Origin of the sequence: Pseudomonas sp. St29 (assembly GCF_001547915.1) — a bacterium.
In the GTDB taxonomy this organism is placed as follows: Bacteria; Pseudomonadota; Gammaproteobacteria; order Pseudomonadales; family Pseudomonadaceae; genus Aquipseudomonas.
In genome coordinates, this window is record NZ_AP014628.1 from 6,483,715 (window position 1) to 6,501,954 (window position 18,240).

The window sequence follows — 18,240 nt, forward strand, 5'->3', positions numbered from 1 at the left end:
AGAATAAATATCGATTTATTAAGAACTACAAGGAATATTAAAAATCTCTTCACTGGACGCGCGCACCGGCGAAGACCACCCTTCTCAACAAGGTTCGAGAAGGCCTTGAGTCGCTGTACAAAGAGGGGAATTCAGGAAGGGCTCACGGGGGTGGGCCTGACTTGAAGCAATACCTCGCCCGGCATTGCGCCGGGCGAGGCTTTATCACGCTATTACAGCAGCGGGATCGAGTAGCTGACGATCAGGCGGTTTTCGTCTTGGGAACGAGTACTGGCCAGGTCGGTGCGCCACATGGCGTTTTTCCACGCAAAGCCCAGGTTCTTCAGCGGACCTTCAGGGATAACGTAGGCAACGGTCAGGTCGCGCTCCCACTCGGTTTTGTCGCCAACAGTGGTCTGGATGTTGTTACCGCGCAGGTAAACAACGTTCGCTGTCAGGCCAGGTACGCCAAGCTTGGCGAAGTCATAACCGTAACGAGCCTGCCAGGTGCGCTCGCCAGCACGGGCGAACTTCTGGATTTGCATGTCAGTGGTGATGCTGGCGGACGAACCGTCACCCTGGTTCAGCCAAGGGAAGTCGCTGTCGCCATTGGTGTACTGGTAGCCACCGCCAAAGGTGTGACCTTCAACCGAGTACAAAGCCAGATAGCTGTACAGGTTGTTGTCGACCTTGCCTTTGGTAACGCTACCGCCGTAGTAACCAGATGTGTAGTAGGACGCGGTATCACCATTGGCACCGGTATCACGGCTGCGGTAGTAACGCAGGTCGCTTTTCAGAACGCCAGGGCCGATAGCCCAGTTATGCACCAGACCCAGGAAGTTCTGGGTGTAGAAATCTTTCAGCTCGCCGTAGTAGTACGACGCTGTCAGATCCTTGGTGACCTTGTAGTCGGCACCCGCGTAGTAGAACTTGTTGGTGAACTCGCCCTTGTCGTAGTTGGAACTAGCATTAGCGTTCGCAATCGACAGGCCTTCGTTGTTGCTCGAGTTACGCCCTTTGGCGTGTTCGATCTGACCCGCGGTCAGGGTCAGGTCCTTGATCTCGTTCGACGTGATCTGGCCACCCTGGAAGGTTTGTGGCAGCAGACGACCATCGTTGGCCTTGATCACCGGGTTGTTCGGCATCAGGGTGCCGATCTTCAGCTCGGTCTGGGAAATCTTGACCTTGCCGGTCAGACCCAGGCTGGCGAAATCATGAACAGCCTCGTTGCCATCGCTTGGGAATACAGTGCCACCAGAGGCTGTGCCAGTGTAGTTCCCGTGGTTAGCACGACTAGAGTCCAGTCGCACGCCATACAGACCAATAGCATCCACACCGAACTGGACAGTGCCTTGGGTGTAGCCCGAGATAAAGCGCAGATCGAAGCCTTGGCCCCACTCCGCATTCTTGCTACGAGTGTTAGACGTAGCGGATGGGTGGCCATCACGGTTATCGGTATTGATATAGAAGTTACGCAGCCCCAAGGTGGCCTTGCTGTCTTCGATGAAACCGGCGGCGCCTGCCTGCTGCGCCAAAACCCCTACGGCCACAGCCAGGGCCAAGGTGGACTTGTTCATGTTTCGCTCCTCTCGTTTCTAATTCTTGTGGTTCCTGGCCCCGGATCGAACGCCCGGGTGCCACAGATGCGCGATTAGCGCCAGACCGTGACTGATAAGTCAATCGTAACGATCTGTGTCTACGACCATGGTCTAATCGCCGTAATTTGGTCCCTGCAGGGTAATGAATTACTCATAAACCCAAAAAGAATTGTTTAATTCTTTTTCATGCCTTTCAGGAATAAAGCTCGCCACTAATACGCTGAACGTCCCAGCGTAGACGCTCACGAGCTTATGACTGAAAAGATTTTTCCCACTCCCGCGGCCCATGATCCGATGCGTTTTGGGCGCAAAACGTCAAACAGGATCAAAAAAGCGACGCAATCATGGCTAAGAGCCTATCCTCCCGTCAATTTGTTACAGTTTTTGTATCGAAATGAAATTTTTCTGACATGTCCATAAAGCACAACGCCTCGATCCGGGGACCGAGGCGTTGCAGTTTGCGGGACGAGCGGAAGGCTCAGAGAGCCTTCTCGAAGATCTTCGAGTTGCGCTGATAGTTGTACAGCGAAGCCCTGGCCGACGGCAGGCGCTCGACGCTGCTGGGCACAAAGCCCCGCTCACGGAACCAGTGCGCGGTGCGGGTGGTGAGAACGAACAAGGTTTTCAGGCCCTGGGCCCGGGCCCGGGCCTCGATCCTTTCCAACAGTTCATCGCCACGTTTGCCATGGCGATATTCCGGGTTCACCGCCAGACAGGCCAGTTCGCCGGCATCGGAATCGGCAATCTGATACAAGGCCGCGCAGGCAATGATCATGCCCTCGCGCTCGACCACGCTGAACTGTTCGATCTCGCGCTCCAGCACCTCGCGGGAACGCCGCACCAGGATGCCCTGCTCTTCCAGCGGACTGATCAGATCCAGCAACCCGCCGACGTCTTCAATCGCCGCCTCGCGCACCCGCTCGAACTGCTCCTGGGCCACCAGGGTGCCGCCGCCATCACGGGTGAACAGCTCGGTCAACAGCGCGCCATCTTCGGCATAGCTGACGATATGGCTGCGCCCCACCCCGCCACGGCAGGCCTCGGCGGCGGCATCCAGCAGTTCGGCCTGGTAGTTGCTGCCCAGGCGCTGCAGGTGGGCCGGCACCTGTTGCGGACGCAGTTCGCGCACCAGCTTGCCGTTTTCATCCAGCAACCCGGGGTCGGCACCGAACAGCAGCAGCTTATCGGCACCCAGGTCGATGGCGGCACGGGTCGCCACGTCCTCACAGGCCAGGTTGAAGGTTTCACCGGTGGGCGAATAACCCAGGGGCGACAGCAGCACGATGGAGCGTTCATCCAGCAGGCGGTTGATGCCCTTGCGATCGACCCGGCGCACCTCGCCGGTGTGATGGAAATCGACGCCTTCCAGCACTCCGATCGGACGCGCCGTCACCAGGTTGCCGCTGGCCACCCGCAACCGCGAGCCCTGCATCGGCGAAGAAGCCATGTCCATGGACAGGCGCGCCTCGATGGCAATGCGCAGCTGGCCGACGGCGTCGATCACGCACTCCAGGGTCGCCGCATCGGTGATGCGCAGGCCGTGATGGTAATGCGGCGTCAGGCCACGAGCCGCCAGGCGCGCTTCGATCTGCGGGCGGGAACCGTGCACCAGCACCAGACGCACCCCCAGGCTGTGCAGCAGCACCAGGTCGTGAACGATATTGCCGAAGTTGGGGTGTTCAACACCGTCGCCGGGGAGCATGACCACAAAGGTGCAATCCCGGTGAGCGTTGATGTAGGGAGACGCGTGGCGAAGCCAATTGACGTATTCGGGCATGAACCTGAGCCTGTAAATAAATAGCAGCCTATAAAAGGACGAAACGGAAAACGCACAGCGGGCTGATGGTTATCGTCGGAACAGGCTTGGCAACACGCTTACTCTCCTCAATGGGTACGGACAGGAACACCGGCAATTTACTTAAAGCTGGGCCGGCGTCAGGCAGTAATGTTCGATCAATTCTCGTAATAGATGCACGGTAGGCTGCAAGCGTGACATTTCGAGGTATTCCCCCGGCTGGTGGGCACAGGCGATATCACCCGGACCGAGCACCAGGGTCTCGCAGCCAAGGCGCTGAAGATAAGGCGCTTCGGTGCCAAACGCTACTGCTTCGGCGCGATGCCCGGTCAACCGCTCCGCCACCCGCACCAGCTCCGCGTCCTCGGGCTGCTCGAACGGCGGCACGGCGGGAAACAGCGGGGCATAGTCGATCTGCACTTCATGGCGCTGGGCAATCGGCGCCAGCTTCTGACGAATGGCCTCGCGCAACAGCTGCGGGTCCATGCCCGGCAAGGGGCGCAGGTCGAACTCCAGGGAACACTGGCCACAAATGCGATTGGGATTGTCGCCACCATGGATGCAGCCGAAGTTCAGGGTCGGCTGCGGCACGCTGAACTGCGGATTGCGGTACTCGCGTTGCCACAGCAGCCGAAGCCCCCGCAGCTCGCCGATGGCGTCGTGCATCGCTTCCAGGGCACTGCGGCCCAGGCTCGGGTCGGAGGAGTGCCCGCTGCGCCCGAGGATATCGATGCGCTCCATCATCACCCCCTTGTGCAGGCGGATCGGCTTGAGCCCCGTGGGTTCGCCAATCACCGCCGCGCGCCCCAGGGGACGCCCGGCTTCCGCCAGGGCCCGCGCCCCGGCCATGGAGCTCTCTTCGTCGCAAGTGGCCAGGATCAGCAGCGGCTGCTTGAACGGCTGATCGAGCAAAGGCCGCACTGCTTCGATGATCAGGGCGAAGAAGCCCTTCATATCGCAACTGCCCAGACCGACCCAGCGGCCGTCGACCTCGGTCAGTTTCAGTGGATCGGTCTGCCACAACGCGGCGTCGAACGGCACGGTGTCGCTGTGCCCGGCCAGCACCAGTCCACCAGGACCACTGCCGTAGCTGGCCAGCAGGTTGAACTTGCCGGGGCTGACCGGCTGGATATCGCAGTTGAACCCCAGGTCGCCGAGCCAGCCGGCCAGCAAGTCGATCACCTCACGGTTGGACTGGTCCAGCGCAGGCTGGGTGCAGCTCACCGACGGCGCGGCGATCAGTGCGGCGAACTGCTCCTTCAAGGACGGCAATGGCATGAGCTGGCTCCGGAAATCCCAAGATGAGCAGCATCATAGAGGCATCGGGCGAGAGGAAGGAACCGTCGTGGCGCCTCCACGCGCCCGGTCCTGTACACTGCACGGCCTTGGCAGCCAACTCTTCCTCCGGCTGCACTCCCGATCCTGGATTTTCCGGCCATGCAGAAAGAAACCGAAATCAAACTCCGCGTCAGCCGCGAAACCCTCGCCGCCCTGCGCGAGCACCCGCTCCTGAAAAAACGCAACAAAAGTGGCTGGGAACGCCGTGAGCTGATGAACCAGTACTTCGACACCCCAGAACGCGATCTGGCCCGGGCCAAAGTCGCCCTGCGCCTGCGCCGCGACGGCGACGCGGTGATCCAGACCCTCAAGACCAGCGGCCAGAGCGTCGCCGGCCTGTCCGAGCGCAACGAATACGACTGGCAACTGGCCAAGGCCAAGCTCGACCTGAAGAAACTCGACGGCGAATGCTGGCCCGAGGCCCTCGCCGAGCTGGACAAAAAGACCCTCAAGCCGCTGTTCACCACCGACTTTGTCCGCGAGCGTGCAGAAATCGCCTGGGGCCGGGGCAAGACCAAGGTGGTGATCGAAGCCGCCCTGGACCTGGGCCAGGTGATTGCCGGCAAGCACAAGGAAGAAATCTGCGAGCTGGAGCTGGAACTGCGCGAAGGCGAACCGGCCGCGCTGCTGGAACTGGCCGCGGAACTGGCCCTCACCCTGCCGTTGATGCCCTGCGACATCAGCAAGGCCGAGCGCGGCTATCGCCTGTTCGATGCCGGCAGCTACTCCCTGAGCCTGCCGGCGCCACAGCTGAGCGCCGAAACCCCGCTGGACGACGCTTTCGCCGCCCTGGCCTGGCATCTGCTGGGCAGCAGCCAGCGCCTGGCCGAACAGTATCGTTTCAACGGCCACTGGCGCCTGCTGCAGGACTGGGTGGACAACCTCGCCGAACTGCGGGCCCTGGCCAGCAGCCTGGGCCAGGCCGCGCCGCGCCAGTCCACTGCCGAACTGCGCAGTGCCCTGGATGCCCTGCTGGAAGACTGGCGCCCGCTGGTGCAAGCCGGCCTCGACGATGAAGACGTGCGCAAGGCCGCGCCGGAGCAATTCATCGAAGAGTTGCAGGACGTGCGCTGGGGCCTGTTCTCCCTGAACACTTCGCGCTGGCTGCTGGCCCGCTCCTGGACTGCCGAGCGCAACACCCGTGGCAACCGCCAGGGCGCGGCGCAACTGGGCAGCTGGCTGCCACGCCTGCTGGCCGAAGAAGCCACCTCGCTGCAACTGCCGCGCTACCAGCAGCAGCCCGAAGACCTGGCCGAGCAACTGCCACGGATCGAACGCATCCAGGCCTGGTTGCACCATGCCCGCGCCGCACTGGACATCGCCGAGCTGGACCGCCTCTACGGTGAACTGAACAAGCTGGCCCAACTGGCCAACGAACCGATCACCGACGAAGCCCTCGATGCTCGCAAGCAGCAAGCCATCGCGGTGTTCCAGAACCGCGCCTGGAAGACCCTGCTGCGCCTGTAATCGCTCGCCCTCAGCGCAATACCGGCAGGCTGGTGGTGGACTTGATCTCCGACAGGGCGACGATCGAGTTCACCTCCTGAATGCCGGGCACCATGGACAGCTTCTCGAAGAAGAACCGCTCGTAGGCTTCGATATCCGCCGTCACGATGCGCAACAGGAAGTCCACCGCCCCCATCAGCACATAACACTCCAGCACCTCGGGAAAACCGCGAATGGCTTCGGTGAACTCGGTGAAGTTGGAGCGTCCATGGGCGTTGAGCTTGACCTCGGCAAAGATCTGCGTGTTCAGGCCGATCTTCTTGCGGTCGAGCAAGGTCACCTGGCCGCGAATCACCCCTTCATCCTTCATGCGCTGAATCCGTCGCCAGCAAGGCGACTGGGACAACCCCACCTGTTCGGCAATCTGGGCGCTGGAAAGCGACGCGTCGTCTTGCAGCAACGCCAGGATCCGGCGATCGTAGGCATCCAGCTCGCTTTGCATAATCAACCCCCAAAATTATTAAAAGTCGAATTATCTAATTCGAAAACAGGCGAATTGTCTGCATCTTAGATAAGAAAAACCCGAAACCGAATGTAAAAATTTCTCCACTAACCTGGAGACCGCCATGCCCTTTCACAGCCCCGCCCCGAGCCCTGCGACCCGCGCCGATGTCTGGAACCCCGACAATGCCCCGTGCCACGTGCACTACCAGCTGCTCGCCGATGTCGAGGCCGACGTGCTGTGCCGGGTACTCAACCATTTCGCCCTGCAGCTCCTGGTGCCGCACCGGGTCGCGGTCATCCAGCAGGACGACACGCTGCATATGGAAGTGGAGCTCGCGGGCCTGAGCTGGCACCGGGCCCGGGTGATCGGCGACAAGCTGCGCAACCTGATCAGTGTCAGCTCGGTGGAGCTGCAATTGGTGGAGGCCTCGCGCCTGCAGGCCGCTGGCTGAGGCCGGTAAAACCCTGCAACCCTTGGCCGGCGGCCATGCCGTCCGATGCGACTATTCTTGGCAGTTTGCGACCAGAGACCCGACTCTGGGCCACGCTGCCGAGGAGTCCCCATGAACGCCGCCCAGGTGTCCCCGGACCGCTGGCTGGATCTCAGCGAGCTGCTGAGTGAGCTGCTGGCCCAGCAGCGCATCAGCCAGGACGCCGCCGAACAGGCCATGAGCGCCGCTCGCCAGGGGGCCGACCCGAGCCTGCATCCTCTTGAGTTCATCGCCAGCCGGCAGTTGCCCGACCGACAGCACCCTGGGCGACACCTGGATCTGGACAGCCTCACCGCCTGGCTGGCGCGGCAGGCGGGGCAGCCCTACCTGCGCATCGATCCGTTACGGATCGACGTGGCCGGCATCACCCCCTTGATCTCCTTCGCCTTCGCCCAACGGCACAAGATCCTTGCCGTGGCGGTGGATGACCACAGCGTTACCGTGGCCAGCGCCCAGCCCTATGTCAGGAGCTGGGAGGCCGATCTGGTCCATGTGCTCAAGCGCCCGATCCGCCGGGTCGTGGCCAGCCCGGCGGATATCCAGCGCCTGACCCTGGAGTTCTATCGCCTGGCCAAGTCGGTTAGCGGCGCCAGCAGCGAACAGAAGACCAGCGGCCCGGGCAGCTTCGAACAACTGCTCAAGCTGGGAGCCAACGATCAGGCACCGGATGCCGACGACGCCCACATCGTCAACATCGTCGACTGGCTGTTCCAGTACGCCTTCCAGCAACGGGCCAGCGACATTCATATCGAACCACGCCGCGAACACGGCACCCTGCGCTTTCGCATCGACGGTGTGCTGCACAACGTCTATCAGTTTCCGCCCCAGGTCACCCTGGCCATGGTCAGCCGCCTCAAGAGCCTGGGACGCATGAACGTCGCAGAAAAGCGCAAGCCCCAGGACGGCCGGATCAAGACCCGCCCTCCCGAAGGCAGCGAAATCGAGCTGCGCCTGTCGACCCTGCCCACGGCCTTCGGCGAAAAACTGGTCATGCGCATCTTCGATCCCCAGGTGCTGCTCAAGGACTTCGACCAACTGGGCTTTGGCGCCGAGGACCTGAGCCGCTGGCAGGCGATGACCTCCCAGGCCCACGGCATTATCCTGGTCACGGGGCCCACCGGTTCGGGCAAGACCAGCACCCTCTACACCACCCTCAAGCAGCTCGCGACGCCTGAAATCAACCTCTGCACCATCGAGGACCCGATCGAGATGATCGAACCGGCATTCAACCAGATGCAGGTCCAGCCCAACATCGACCTGAGTTTTTCCAGCGGCGTACGGGCCCTGATGCGCCAGGACCCGGACATCATCATGATCGGCGAGATCCGTGATCTGGAAACAGCGGAAATGGCCATCCAGGCCGCACTCACCGGGCACCTGGTGCTGTCCACCCTGCACACCAACGACGCCCCGGCCGCCATCAGCCGCCTGCTGGAACTGGGCGTGCCGCATTATTTGCTCAGGGCCACCCTGGTCGGGGTCATGGCCCAGCGCCTGGTGCGCACCCTGTGCCGACACTGCAAGGCCCCCGCCGCACTCGCCAGCGACGACTGGCAGAACCTGATCCATCCCCGGCAAGCGCCGCCACCGCGCCAGAGCATGCGCGCCGTGGGCTGCGCCGAGTGTCGGGGCACCGGCTACCACGGACGCACTGCGGTCTACGAAGTCATGCCCTTGAGCGCCGCGCTCCGGGCCCTGATCCGAAGCGACCTCGATCTCGCCGATCTGCGCCGTCAGGCCGCCGAGGACGGCATGCACAGCCTGCGCCAGGCCGCCGCACGCAAACTCGCCGAAGGCCTGACCAGTTTCGAGGAGGTATTGCGGGTCACGCCGCAGAACCCGGACGGATAACCGAGCACTCGACCAGCGGCGAACCGCGAGCGCTGGACTACGCTTCAGTTACCGCCAAAACGAGCAGGAAGCCAGGCATGAATATTCGTCAAAACATGATCGCCTCCGGGGTTCTCAGCCTACTGGCCATTGCCCTGGTGGCGGGCCTCGGTCTGTGGGGACAATCGCGCCTGGCCGGCGCCCTGCAGGACAATGAACTCAATGCCAGCGCCCTGCGCAACCACCTGGAGGCGGACATGATGCACGACGCCCTGCGGGCCGATGTGCTGGAGGCGCTCAGCAGCGAACCCGGCGACACTGCGGCCGGCGAGGAGGTGCGTAGCAGCCTGCGGGAACACGGCGACTGGTTCCGCAAGGCGCTGGCGGAAAACGCCAAACTGCCCCTGGCGCCGGATATCCGCGATGCCATCAGCGAGCTGCAGCCGGTCCTGGAGAGCTACATTCATGCCGCCGAAAGCATCGCCGAACAGGCCCTCAAGGATCCGCAGGCGGCACGCCAGCACATGCAGGAGTTTTCCCAGCGCTTCAGCGAAGTGGAATCCCGCAACACGGCACTGAGCAGCAAGATCGAAGCCAGCTCCGCCCAAACTCGCCAGGACAGTGAACATGCCGTGCGCCAGGCGGCCGGGTGGCTGATTGGCGGCAGCCTGATTGCCGCCCTGATCCTGTGCCTGCTGACCCGCCAGTTGCTCATTCGGGTACTCAAGCCCCTGGAGAAGTCCGTCGCAACCGCCCGGGCCATCGCCCAGGGCAACCTGACCACCGTCATCAGTATCGACAGCCGGGACGAAGCGGGGCAGTTGCAGCGAGCCCTGGGTGAAATGCAGGACAACCTGCGGCAGATGATCACCACCATCCGCCACGAGAGCGAGGAGCTGCGAGGACGCTCCCACAGCCTCAGCGACACCTCACTGGGCATTGCCGACGGCGCCACCGAGCAGGCCGACGGCGCCACCAACATGGCCGCCGCCATGGAACAGATGATCAGCAACATCGCCCAGGTTGCCGAGCATGCGCGCAACGCCCAGAGCATCGCCGCCCAGTCCGAATCCCTGGCCGGCAGCGGTGGCCAGGTCATCCTCGGGGTGGTGGACGGTATGAGCCACATTGCCGAAGCGGTGAACAATTCGTCCCAGAGCATCACCGCCCTGGGACAGTCCTCGGAAGAGATCCATTCGATCATCCAGGTAATCAATGGCATTGCCGAGCAGACCAATCTGCTGGCCCTGAACGCCGCCATCGAGGCGGCCCGGGCCGGCGAGGCCGGACGCGGATTTGCCGTGGTCGCCGACGAGGTGCGCAACCTGGCGGCGCGCACCGCGCAATCCACCCGGGAGATCACCGGCATGATCCAGCGCATCCGCGAAACCACCGAACAGGCGGTCAGCAGCATGCAAACCGGGGTCAGCCGGGTCAACGACGGAGTGCACATGGCCCAACAGGCGGGGACGTCGATCAACGAGATTCGCCAGGGCGCCCAGCGCTCGGCACTGATGGTGGAAGAGATTTCCCACACCATCGGCGAACAGTCCAAGGCCGGCAGCGAAGTGGCCCAGCGGGTGGAAATGATCAGCCAGGTGGCACGGCGCAACAGCCAGGCCATGCGGGACCTGACCCTCACGGTGGAGCAGATGGAAAACTCCGTGGCCACTTTGCAGACGTCGGTCACCCGCTTTCAGCTTTGAGCGGATCGAAGCGGTGTTGTGTGTCCTGATGATGCAAGGGCCCAGGTATCCCAACGCCAGAACGGGCAGCCCCCTACACTCGTGCTCGCCGTCCCCTTGAGCAATGACTGAGCAGGTGAATGTGATGCAGATCGGAAGCGTACTGTTACTTTTCGTCGCCCTGGCGGTAGCCCTGGTGTTCATGGGCTTCAAGGTCGTGCCCCAAGGCTATCAATGGACCGTGGAGCGCTTCGGCCGCTACACCAACACCCTCAAGCCGGGGCTGAACATCATCATTCCGGTGATGGACCGCATCGGTCGCAAGATCAACGTCATGGAAAGCGTGCTGGACATTCCCCCCCAGGAAGTCATCACCGCCGACAACGCCACGGTGCAAATCGACGCCGTGTGCTTCTTTCAGGTGGTCAACACGGCCCAGGCCGCCTACGAGGTCAACAACCTCGAGCACGCCATCCGCAACTTGCTGCAGACCAACATCCGCACCGTGCTCGGGTCCATGGAACTGGACGCGATGCTCAGCCAGCGCGACGGCATCAACGAGAAACTCCTGCGCACCGTCGACGAAGCCACCGCGCCCTGGGGCATCAAGATCACCCGGATCGAAATCAAGGACATCAGCCCTCCTGCCGACCTGATGGCGGCCATGTCCGGGCAGATGAAGGCCGAACGGGTCAAGCGCGCACAGATCCTCGAAGCCGAAGGCCTGCGGGCGGCGGCCATCCTCACGGCCGAAGGCAAGAAACAGGCGCAGATTCTGGAAGCCGAGGGCGAGCGCCAGGCGGCGTTCCTCGAATCCGAAGCCCGGGAGCGTCAAGCCGAAGCCGAAGCCCGGGCGACCCAGGTGGTGTCCGAGGCGATCGCCAGCGGCAACGTTCAGGCGATCAACTACTTCGTGGCGCAAAAGTACATCGATGCCCTGGGCAAGCTGGCGGCGGCCAACAACAGCAAGGTGATTCTGATGCCGCTGGAGGCCAGTCAGGTGATCGGCGCCGTGGGCGGCATTGGCGAAATCGTCAAGGCCACGTTCGACGGCAAGAAAGGCTGAGGCACGCACCATGCTGGCATACCTGCAAACCCTGTCGTTCTGGGACTGGCTCGCCCTGGGCACCCTCCTGCTGATCTTCGAGGTGTTTGGTGCCGGCGGCTACCTGCTGTGGATCGGACTGGCAGCCGCTTTCGTCGGAGCCCTGACCTTCCTGATTCCCGGGCTGTCCTGGGAGGTGCAGTTTTTCCTGTTCGGCCTGCTGTCGGTGCTGACGGCCCTGTACTGGTGGCGACGCCAGCGCAGCGTGATCCGCCCCAGCGACCAGCCGAACCTGAACCTGCGGGGCCAGGAACTGATCGGCAAGACTTTCGTCGTGCACCAGGCGATCATCGACGGCCGCGGCCGGATCAAGGTCGCCGACGGGGTGTGGATCGCCAAGGGCGCCGACGCGCCGGTGGGGGCCCGGGTGCGGGTGATAGGCCAGGAGGGCGCCGTCCTGCTGGTCGAAAACCTTGACTGACGGGTCACGGAACTCCGCTGGGGTATCTAGAATCAAACTGTGCAGATACCCCCCAGTTGGAGTCACCCATCATGCGTCTGAAAATAGCTGTCGCCACCCTTGCCCTGCTTTCCCTTCCCGTTGGTTCGGCAATGGCCGACACCTTCTGGCGTAACGTCATTTCCTCCGGTGCCACCACCGGTTCCACCTACCTGACCTTCAAGGATCACAAACTGATCGTCGCCGCTCAGGACGACGCCGGTAGCTTCGTGGCCAGCGAAGGCAGCATCCGCGGCCCTTACCTGGAAGCCGCCATGCAGAAAGTCCGCGCCGACAACCCCGGCCTCAAAGCCACCGACATGGAGCTGGCCAACGCCATCCTGGCCAAGAACGCCGTCGCCCAGGAGTAAGAACCGGCCCGGGAATCGCCGAACAGCAACGCCGACCTCTGGGTCGGCGTTTTTTTTGCCCGGACAACGGCCTATACGGGGGTCGAAGCCCGAGACACGGCAGCCAGGCCGGCCAGGGCGTAACTCATCATGTGCTCGATCAACGCCGGCGGATCGAGCGCCAACCCGGGCAACACATGGCGCGTCAGCGGCTCATGGGCAATCAGCAGGAACAGGCAGGGCGCAAACACGCTGACCGCGCTGCGCAGCGTGGCCGGGTCGTCCGGTGGCAATTGCATGATCTGCCCGAGAATGTTGCGCACGATCTGCGCCTTGGGAAAGGCCTGCTGCTCCAGCACCTCCGGCAACACCGACGAGGGCGACAGCAGCTCGCGGGTCAGCACCTTCAGCGCCCAGCCCTCGCGCTGGTTGGCCAGCCCCTCGATCAGCACGGTGATGATGGCTCGCAGCTTGTCCTCGGCACGCTCCTGGCTCTCGCTCAGGGTGATCATGGTCTCGATCCGCAACAGGCGGTCATGGGCCTCGCGCAACACCGCCCGATACAGGCCGTCCTTGTTCTCGAAGTGATAATTGACCGAGGCGTTGTTGGCCTTGGAGTTCTCGCAGATCTGCTTGCTGGTGGTGTTGGCGTACCCCAGCTCGGCAAACAGCTGGCCGGCCGTTTCCAGGATCTGCTGGCGAGTCGCCTGACCATCCTGGCGCGGTGCACGGGCCGCAGGCGTCTGCGGGGAAGCGGAAAGAGCCATGGCTTTCTCACTAAGTTAAATTCAAATTTGACTTTTGTTTATGCACTGCTTAGCTACAAAGCGCCAGTTTCTCGTGCAACCACGTTTGAGGGAGTACAGGAAGATGCCGGCCACTCGTCTAGTCAAGCCAAAGGATATCAGCATGGAAGCGCGCGTCATGACCCCCTTCACCTACTTCTCCCTGCCCATGCAGAAGCTGTTCCTGCGCAACCAGGCCGCGGTCAGGAACAAGCCCTATGCCAAATATTTCCGCTCGGAAATGCGCGTGCCGCTGTCCGCCGTGCGCAAGATCCAGCAAGGCCCCATGGACCTCAAAGACACCCTGACCCCGAGTGTGGAGGACATCAATCGCCTGCTCGACCCGGACTTCGTCAGCGAAGAATCGGGCTACGCCCTGCTGCCGGGCCCGATGGCCTATGTGCAGAGCCGCAAGTTCTTCCCCGGCTGCAGCGCGCAGATGTTCAAGTGGTGGTTCATGTGGCACCCCGCGGAAGCGGAGCGCTACACCCTGTGGTTCCCCTACGCTCACGTGAGCAATCCATGTGTGAACCACCAGCGCCTGGGTGACGCGTCCTTGAGTTTCGAAGAGCGTTTGTACGGCAACACCTTCTGCGCCTCGGAATATGTCGGCGACCGCCTGATGCACCTGCATATCGATTTCAAGGAGCCGGCCAGCCTGGGCCTGGACCCCGACCTGTATCGCGAAGCGAAAATCGATGGCAGCGTCAGCGCCCTGATGAGTCTGGCCGAACATCCGCAGGTGCCGGTGTCACTGATGGTGCATCTGTTCAAGGAGGTCCCGGGCGGCATGTACCTGACCAGCCGCTACTGGGTCGGTTCGCACCCGTCGATGGCCCGCTTTCCCGGGGCAGAAAAAGCCTCGGCGCTGCTCAAGGAAAGTGGTTTCGGCGAAGCCGAGCTGGAAACCCTGGCCTATGAGTTCGCCGTTCACGACATGTGCGAGTTCAATCACCTGGCCAGCTTTCTGCCGGACCTGTATCGCGAGTTCGGTACCGCTTCAGCCTGAGAGTCCCATGTCATTGAGCCCGCATCATGTGCGGGCTCAATGCTGTAAAAGGATCAACGTTGTGCGCCAGAACAGACACCGTTGATCAGTAAATCAGTGAATTCCTCAATATCCTGTTCTGCAGTCAACTGCTCGGTCAGCAACCGATACCAGCAAAAACCGAAAATCATATCGAGCAGCAATTCGCGATTGGTGTCCTTGGGCAGCTCACCATTGCTGATGGCATTTTCCACCAGCTTTTTCGGCATCTCCCTTCTGCGCTCCATGAACTGATCCTTGAGCTGAGTCAGCGTCGCAGGATCCAGCTGGGCTTCGGCAATGACACAGCGAAACGCCTCGCCGCAAATGGTTTCCCGCCAGACTTTCCAGAGATTACGCAGCAAAAAGTCGAGATCGACCTTGAACGAGCCGAGATCAGGAAACTTTCTCACCTGCTCGCTCTCGTTTTCATAGACTTCCGCGATCAACGCCGCTTTGTTCGACCACCACCGATAGATCGTCGGCTTGCTGGCACCCGCCCGGCGCGCGACCGACTCAATGCTGAGCCCGGAATAACCGCATTCCTTGAGGATCTCGATGGTGGAACTGAGGATGGCTTTGTGGGTATGCGGACTTCGCAAAGAGCCGATGGAGCTGCGAGATGGGGTACGAGCCACAATAAAAAATCTCCAGGCAGGGCGCTTGACAAACGCAACGCAGGGTATAGGATTCCCTCGAATCGAAATGAAACGGTCCGTTTCGTTTCATTCTTGAAAGAATCATGAAATTCTTGCACCGATCCATCTAGTTCTTGAAATTTCTCGTAAGGGTTGAGCGGATCAGGCCTTGTAACTCTGAGTTCCTCGAATTCGAGACTTGAAGCCTTTCCTCTCAAGAGACTGGATCGTCTGAAATTATTATTAAACGAAACGTTCCGTATCATAGCACAGAGAGGTGAAGAAAAACAGCTTTCGAGTGGGTTTTCCCCTCTTTGGAGCCTGCTGCAAAAACCCTCTGGGCTGAGGGTTTACGCGGTGCTGGCCAGAGTCGGGCAGCAAAAACTGTTTTCCGTATGTTTCAAGGGTGCTTCTGAGCAAGCACGACCCAGTTTTCTCAAAAAGAATGGAATCAAGAGGAAAATGAACGTGAAAAAAGTAGGCATTGTCAGCTATGGCGCGGCTGTTCCGGTATGCCGTCTCAAAGTTCAGGACGTCATCAACGTCTGGAAAAACACTGATCTGAAGCTGGTAGAGGAAAACCTCGGCGTCAGCGCAAGAGCGGTGCTGCAGCCGGATGAAGATGTCATCACCCTCGGCGTGCAAGCAGCGCAACGGGCCCTGGACAAAGTCCCCGGCCATGAGCTCCAGGCCCTCTATCTGGGCACCTGCACCAACCCCTACGATTCACGTGCCTCGGCCTCGATCATCCTGGAAATGCTCGGCAGCGGTTACGACGCCTATTGCGCCGACGTCCAGTTCGCCGGCAAGTCCGGTACTTCCGCCCTGCAGATCTGCCAGGCCCTGGTGGGATCCGGCATGACCAGCAGCGCCCTGGCCATCGGCGCCGACACCATCAACCGCAATACCGCACCCGGCGACCTGACCGAGCCCTATGCCGGGGCCGGGGCCGCGGCATTGCTGATCGGCAATCAGAACGTCATCGCCGAGTTCGACGCCAGCTTCTCCTGCGCCGCCGATATCGCCGACAACATCCGCCCCCAAGGCGATCGCTACATCCGTTCCGGAATGGGCCTGGGCTCGGACAAGAACAGCATCGGCCTGGAAGACCAAACCCGCCGCGCCGCCGAAGGCCTGATGGCCAAGCTGCATACCAGCGCCGCCGACTATGACTACGTGGTGTTCCAGCAGAACCTGGTGTCCACGCCCTACTCCCTGGGCAAGCACCTGGGCTTCAACACCAAGCAGATCGAACCGGGCATCTATGCCGGCGATGTGGGCGACACTGGCTCCGCCAGCCCGCTGCTCGGCCTGATCAACGTGCTGGACCAGGCCCGTCCGGGGCAGAAAATCCTCATGGTGTCCTATGGTTTCGGGGCCGGCAGTGACGCCATCGCCCTGACCGTCACCGACGCCATCGAGCAGTACCAGAAGCACAACAAACCCCTTCGCGAACTGCTCGAAGCCAAGACCTACGTCGATTACGGCACCTCCATCAAGTACGAATTCAAGTACCTGCGGGCTGACTACGCCCTGACCGCCTATCTCTGATTACGCCTGTCTACGCAAGGAGCATGCACATGTGCGCACGTCGTGTTGCAATCGTTTCGGCCGCCTATACGCCGAAGCCCGGAAGTTCACGAGTTCGGCAGACGTTCAAGGAAATGATCGTCGAGTCCGCCTATAAAGCCCTCAAGGACGCCAAGATGCACCCCCGGGAAATCCAGGGGGTCGCCTACGGCTATCACGGTGAAGGCATTTCCGAATATGGCGGCCTGGGGCCGACCATTTCCGACGCCCTGGGCATCAGTCCGGCGCCGACCTTCATGAGCACCGCCAACTGCACCAGCAGTTCGGTGTCGTTCCAGATGGGTCACCAGATGGTGGCATCCGGTGAGTACGACATCGTCCTGTGCGGTGGCTTCGAGAAAATGACCGATCACTTCAACTACGCCGAGTACATCGGCTCCAGCACTGAATGTGAATACGATTACTTCCTCGGCATCTCCCATACCGACGCCTTCGCCCTGGCCACCGCCGAATACTTCCAGAAGTTCGGCTATGCCGGTCGCGAGGCCGATGTCCTGGCCACTTTTGGCCGGCAGATGCGCGTCTATGCCCACAACACCCCGACCGCCACCCGCTTCGGCCAGCCGATTCCCACCCTGGAAGCGCTGAAGAACAGCGAAGCCTGCGGTTCGATGCTGGCCTGGGGCGAAGCCAGTGGCTGCGCGATCCTGGTGGCCGAACACCTGGCCCACAAATACACCGACAAACCGGTGTTCGTGCGAGGCTGCGCCTACACCGGGGTCTCCCACTACTTCGGCACACGCTTTCACAACCCGACCCTGCACCATCCGGGCCTGCCCAAGGACGTGGGCATGGCCGTCTCGGCCAACTCCATCGCCTGCGCGGAAATTGCCTACAAGAAAGCCGGGATCACCGCCAAGGACATCGACGTGGCCCAGGTCTACGACCTGCTCGGCGCCGGGCTGATCCAGATGGAATCCATGGGCATCTGCGGCAAGGGCCAGGCCGGCGACTTCGTGCTCGAAGGCGGCATCGCCCTGGACGGCCAACTGCCGCTGAACACCGACGGCGGCAACATCGGCCGCGGCCACGCGTCCGGCTGCGACGGCATCCTGCACATCACCGAGCTGTTCCGGCAGCTGAGGGGTGAATCCGACAACCAGGTCAAGGGCGCACGCATCGGCGTGTCGCAGAACCTTGGCGGTTATGCGGCGCACAACTCAGTGATTGTCCTCTCGAACGACTAAGGAGCCCGGACCATGTCCATGTACCCAGAACAGATCCACAGAATGACCACTGCCAGCATGCTTCGCGAATGGCGCGAGCATGGCGGCAAATACCGCCTCGAAGGCAGCCAGTGTGAAGAATGCAACGAGATCTTCTTCCCCCGGCGTACCGTCTGCGGCGCCTGCAACTCCCTGAGCGTGAAGCCTTACCGCTGCAAGCGCACGGGCAAGATCGAAGTCATGGCCCACGCCGAGAACCCGGTCCTGGCCGCCATGGGTTATGGCGAAACCGTGCCGCGCATGATGGCCATGGTGCGCCTGGATGACGGTCTGGTGATCGCCTCGGAAATCGTCGACGTCTGCGACCCGCAACAGCTGAAAGTCGGCGCGCCGGTGCGCATGGTGATTCGCAAGCACGTGCGCGAAAGTAACCTGGCCTGGCAATACGCTTATAAGTTCGTACTGGATATATAA

Annotated in this window: 17 protein-coding genes and 1 pseudogene; 12 read left to right on the forward strand and 6 right to left on the reverse strand. The window is 61.7% G+C overall.

Annotation, left to right across the window (positions count from 1 at the left end; translation table 11 throughout):
* Positions 1 to 212: 212 nt before the first annotated feature.
* The 3 genes from PST29_RS28985 to argE form a co-directional block, all read right to left on the reverse strand.
* Complete coding sequence (locus PST29_RS28985) at positions 213 to 1,556, reverse strand: OprD family porin (RefSeq protein WP_016967642.1); 1,344 nt, start codon at positions 1,554 to 1,556, stop codon at positions 213 to 215.
* A gap of 499 nt (positions 1,557 to 2,055) precedes the next feature.
* Complete coding sequence (gene argA, locus PST29_RS28990) at positions 2,056 to 3,354, reverse strand: amino-acid N-acetyltransferase (protein ID WP_016967643.1); 1,299 nt, start codon at positions 3,352 to 3,354, stop codon at positions 2,056 to 2,058.
* 141 nt (positions 3,355 to 3,495) lie between these two features.
* Positions 3,496 to 4,650, reverse strand: a complete 1,155-nt coding sequence (gene argE / locus PST29_RS28995) for an acetylornithine deacetylase (protein WP_060844913.1) — start codon at positions 4,648 to 4,650, stop codon at positions 3,496 to 3,498.
* Between the two features lie 159 nt (positions 4,651 to 4,809).
* On the opposite strand from argE, the gene PST29_RS29000 reads away from it, so the two are divergent.
* Positions 4,810 to 6,177 carry a CYTH domain-containing protein gene (locus tag PST29_RS29000; RefSeq protein ID WP_060844914.1) on the forward strand — a complete coding sequence of 456 codons (1,368 nt, stop codon included), beginning with the start codon at positions 4,810 to 4,812 and terminating at the stop codon, positions 6,175 to 6,177.
* A gap of 10 nt (positions 6,178 to 6,187) precedes the next feature.
* On the opposite strand, the gene PST29_RS29005 is transcribed toward PST29_RS29000, so the two are convergent.
* The gene (locus PST29_RS29005) at positions 6,188 to 6,658 is read right to left on the reverse strand and encodes an Lrp/AsnC family transcriptional regulator (RefSeq protein WP_016967645.1); all 471 of its coding nucleotides are present in this window, start codon (positions 6,656 to 6,658) and stop codon (positions 6,188 to 6,190) included.
* A 124-nt stretch (positions 6,659 to 6,782) separates the two neighbouring features.
* Between PST29_RS29005 and PST29_RS29010 the strand changes: the two genes are divergently transcribed.
* The 7 genes and pseudogenes from PST29_RS29010 (at position 6,783) to PST29_RS29035 (ending at position 12,581) form a co-directional block, all read left to right on the forward strand.
* A complete protein-coding gene (locus PST29_RS29010) occupies positions 6,783 to 7,112 on the forward strand; it encodes a hypothetical protein (protein ID WP_060841621.1) in 330 nt (109 codons plus the stop codon).
* 111 nt (positions 7,113 to 7,223) lie between these two features.
* Complete coding sequence (locus PST29_RS29015) at positions 7,224 to 9,002, forward strand: GspE/PulE family protein (protein ID WP_060844915.1); 1,779 nt, start codon at positions 7,224 to 7,226, stop codon at positions 9,000 to 9,002.
* Positions 9,003 to 9,505: 503 nt separating this feature from the next.
* Positions 9,506 to 9,832, forward strand: a pseudogene (locus PST29_RS32935) (HAMP domain-containing protein); the annotation flags it as partial.
* A 141-nt stretch (positions 9,833 to 9,973) separates the two neighbouring features.
* A complete protein-coding gene (locus PST29_RS32940; RefSeq protein WP_442963177.1) occupies positions 9,974 to 10,687 on the forward strand; it encodes a methyl-accepting chemotaxis protein in 714 nt (237 codons plus the stop codon).
* Between the two features lie 124 nt (positions 10,688 to 10,811).
* Complete coding sequence (locus tag PST29_RS29025) at positions 10,812 to 11,732, forward strand: SPFH domain-containing protein (protein ID WP_047306628.1); 921 nt, start codon at positions 10,812 to 10,814, stop codon at positions 11,730 to 11,732.
* Positions 11,733 to 11,742: 10 nt separating this feature from the next.
* The gene (locus PST29_RS29030; protein WP_060844917.1) at positions 11,743 to 12,192 is read left to right on the forward strand and encodes an NfeD family protein; all 450 of its coding nucleotides are present in this window, start codon (positions 11,743 to 11,745) and stop codon (positions 12,190 to 12,192) included.
* 71 nt (positions 12,193 to 12,263) lie between these two features.
* A complete protein-coding gene (locus PST29_RS29035; protein ID WP_016966055.1) occupies positions 12,264 to 12,581 on the forward strand; it encodes a DUF2388 domain-containing protein in 318 nt (105 codons plus the stop codon).
* A gap of 71 nt (positions 12,582 to 12,652) precedes the next feature.
* Here the strand turns inward: PST29_RS29035 and PST29_RS29040 are convergent, their stop codons facing one another.
* The gene (locus PST29_RS29040) at positions 12,653 to 13,327 is read right to left on the reverse strand and encodes a TetR/AcrR family transcriptional regulator (RefSeq protein WP_060844918.1); all 675 of its coding nucleotides are present in this window, start codon (positions 13,325 to 13,327) and stop codon (positions 12,653 to 12,655) included.
* A 142-nt stretch (positions 13,328 to 13,469) separates the two neighbouring features.
* Between PST29_RS29040 and phlG the strand changes: the two genes are divergently transcribed.
* Complete coding sequence (phlG, locus tag PST29_RS29045; RefSeq protein WP_060844919.1) at positions 13,470 to 14,354, forward strand: 2,4-diacetylphloroglucinol hydrolase; 885 nt, start codon at positions 13,470 to 13,472, stop codon at positions 14,352 to 14,354.
* 53 nt (positions 14,355 to 14,407) lie between these two features.
* Here the strand turns inward: phlG and PST29_RS29050 are convergent, their stop codons facing one another.
* A complete protein-coding gene (locus PST29_RS29050; RefSeq protein WP_060844920.1) occupies positions 14,408 to 15,010 on the reverse strand; it encodes a TetR/AcrR family transcriptional regulator in 603 nt (200 codons plus the stop codon).
* Between the two features lie 462 nt (positions 15,011 to 15,472).
* Here PST29_RS29050 and PST29_RS29055 point away from each other — a divergent pair, with 462 nt between their 5' ends.
* The 3 genes from PST29_RS29055 to PST29_RS29065 are packed head-to-tail and all read left to right on the forward strand — an operon-like array spanning position 15,473 to position 18,240.
* Positions 15,473 to 16,561: a hydroxymethylglutaryl-CoA synthase gene (locus PST29_RS29055; RefSeq protein WP_060844921.1), complete on the forward strand. Its 1,089-nt coding sequence runs from the start codon at positions 15,473 to 15,475 to the stop codon at positions 16,559 to 16,561.
* 29 nt (positions 16,562 to 16,590) lie between these two features.
* A complete protein-coding gene (locus PST29_RS29060; RefSeq protein ID WP_060844922.1) occupies positions 16,591 to 17,787 on the forward strand; it encodes a thiolase family protein in 1,197 nt (398 codons plus the stop codon).
* Positions 17,788 to 17,799: 12 nt separating this feature from the next.
* Entirely contained in the window at positions 17,800 to 18,240 is a 441-nt protein-coding gene (locus PST29_RS29065) for a Zn-ribbon domain-containing OB-fold protein (protein WP_060844923.1), read from the forward strand.

What these genes read in the sequence shown, in the direction of transcription:
- PST29_RS29055 (WP_060844921.1), top strand. Translation starts at nt 15,473, where the DNA reads ATGAACGTGAAAAAAGTAGGCATTGTCAGCTATGGCGCGGCTGTTCCG.
- PST29_RS29010 (WP_060841621.1), top strand. Translation starts at nt 6,783, where the DNA reads ATGCCCTTTCACAGCCCCGCCCCGAGCCCTGCGACCCGCGCCGATGTC.
- phlG (WP_060844919.1), top strand. Translation starts at nt 13,470, where the DNA reads ATGGAAGCGCGCGTCATGACCCCCTTCACCTACTTCTCCCTGCCCATG.
- PST29_RS29060 (WP_060844922.1), top strand. Translation starts at nt 16,591, where the DNA reads ATGTGCGCACGTCGTGTTGCAATCGTTTCGGCCGCCTATACGCCGAAG.
- PST29_RS29025 (WP_047306628.1), top strand. Translation starts at nt 10,812, where the DNA reads ATGCAGATCGGAAGCGTACTGTTACTTTTCGTCGCCCTGGCGGTAGCC.
- argA (WP_016967643.1), bottom strand. Translation starts at nt 3,354, where the DNA reads ATGCCCGAATACGTCAATTGGCTTCGCCACGCGTCTCCCTACATCAAC.
- PST29_RS29035 (WP_016966055.1), top strand. Translation starts at nt 12,264, where the DNA reads ATGCGTCTGAAAATAGCTGTCGCCACCCTTGCCCTGCTTTCCCTTCCC.
- PST29_RS32940 (WP_442963177.1), top strand. Translation starts at nt 9,974, where the DNA reads ATGGAACAGATGATCAGCAACATCGCCCAGGTTGCCGAGCATGCGCGC.
- PST29_RS29030 (WP_060844917.1), top strand. Translation starts at nt 11,743, where the DNA reads ATGCTGGCATACCTGCAAACCCTGTCGTTCTGGGACTGGCTCGCCCTG.
- PST29_RS29005 (WP_016967645.1), bottom strand. Translation starts at nt 6,658, where the DNA reads ATGCAAAGCGAGCTGGATGCCTACGATCGCCGGATCCTGGCGTTGCTG.
- PST29_RS29015 (WP_060844915.1), top strand. Translation starts at nt 7,224, where the DNA reads ATGAACGCCGCCCAGGTGTCCCCGGACCGCTGGCTGGATCTCAGCGAG.
- PST29_RS29040 (WP_060844918.1), bottom strand. Translation starts at nt 13,327, where the DNA reads ATGGCTCTTTCCGCTTCCCCGCAGACGCCTGCGGCCCGTGCACCGCGC.
- argE (WP_060844913.1), bottom strand. Translation starts at nt 4,650, where the DNA reads ATGCCATTGCCGTCCTTGAAGGAGCAGTTCGCCGCACTGATCGCCGCG.
- PST29_RS29065 (WP_060844923.1), top strand. Translation starts at nt 17,800, where the DNA reads ATGTCCATGTACCCAGAACAGATCCACAGAATGACCACTGCCAGCATG.
- PST29_RS28985 (WP_016967642.1), bottom strand. Translation starts at nt 1,556, where the DNA reads ATGAACAAGTCCACCTTGGCCCTGGCTGTGGCCGTAGGGGTTTTGGCG.
- PST29_RS29000 (WP_060844914.1), top strand. Translation starts at nt 4,810, where the DNA reads ATGCAGAAAGAAACCGAAATCAAACTCCGCGTCAGCCGCGAAACCCTC.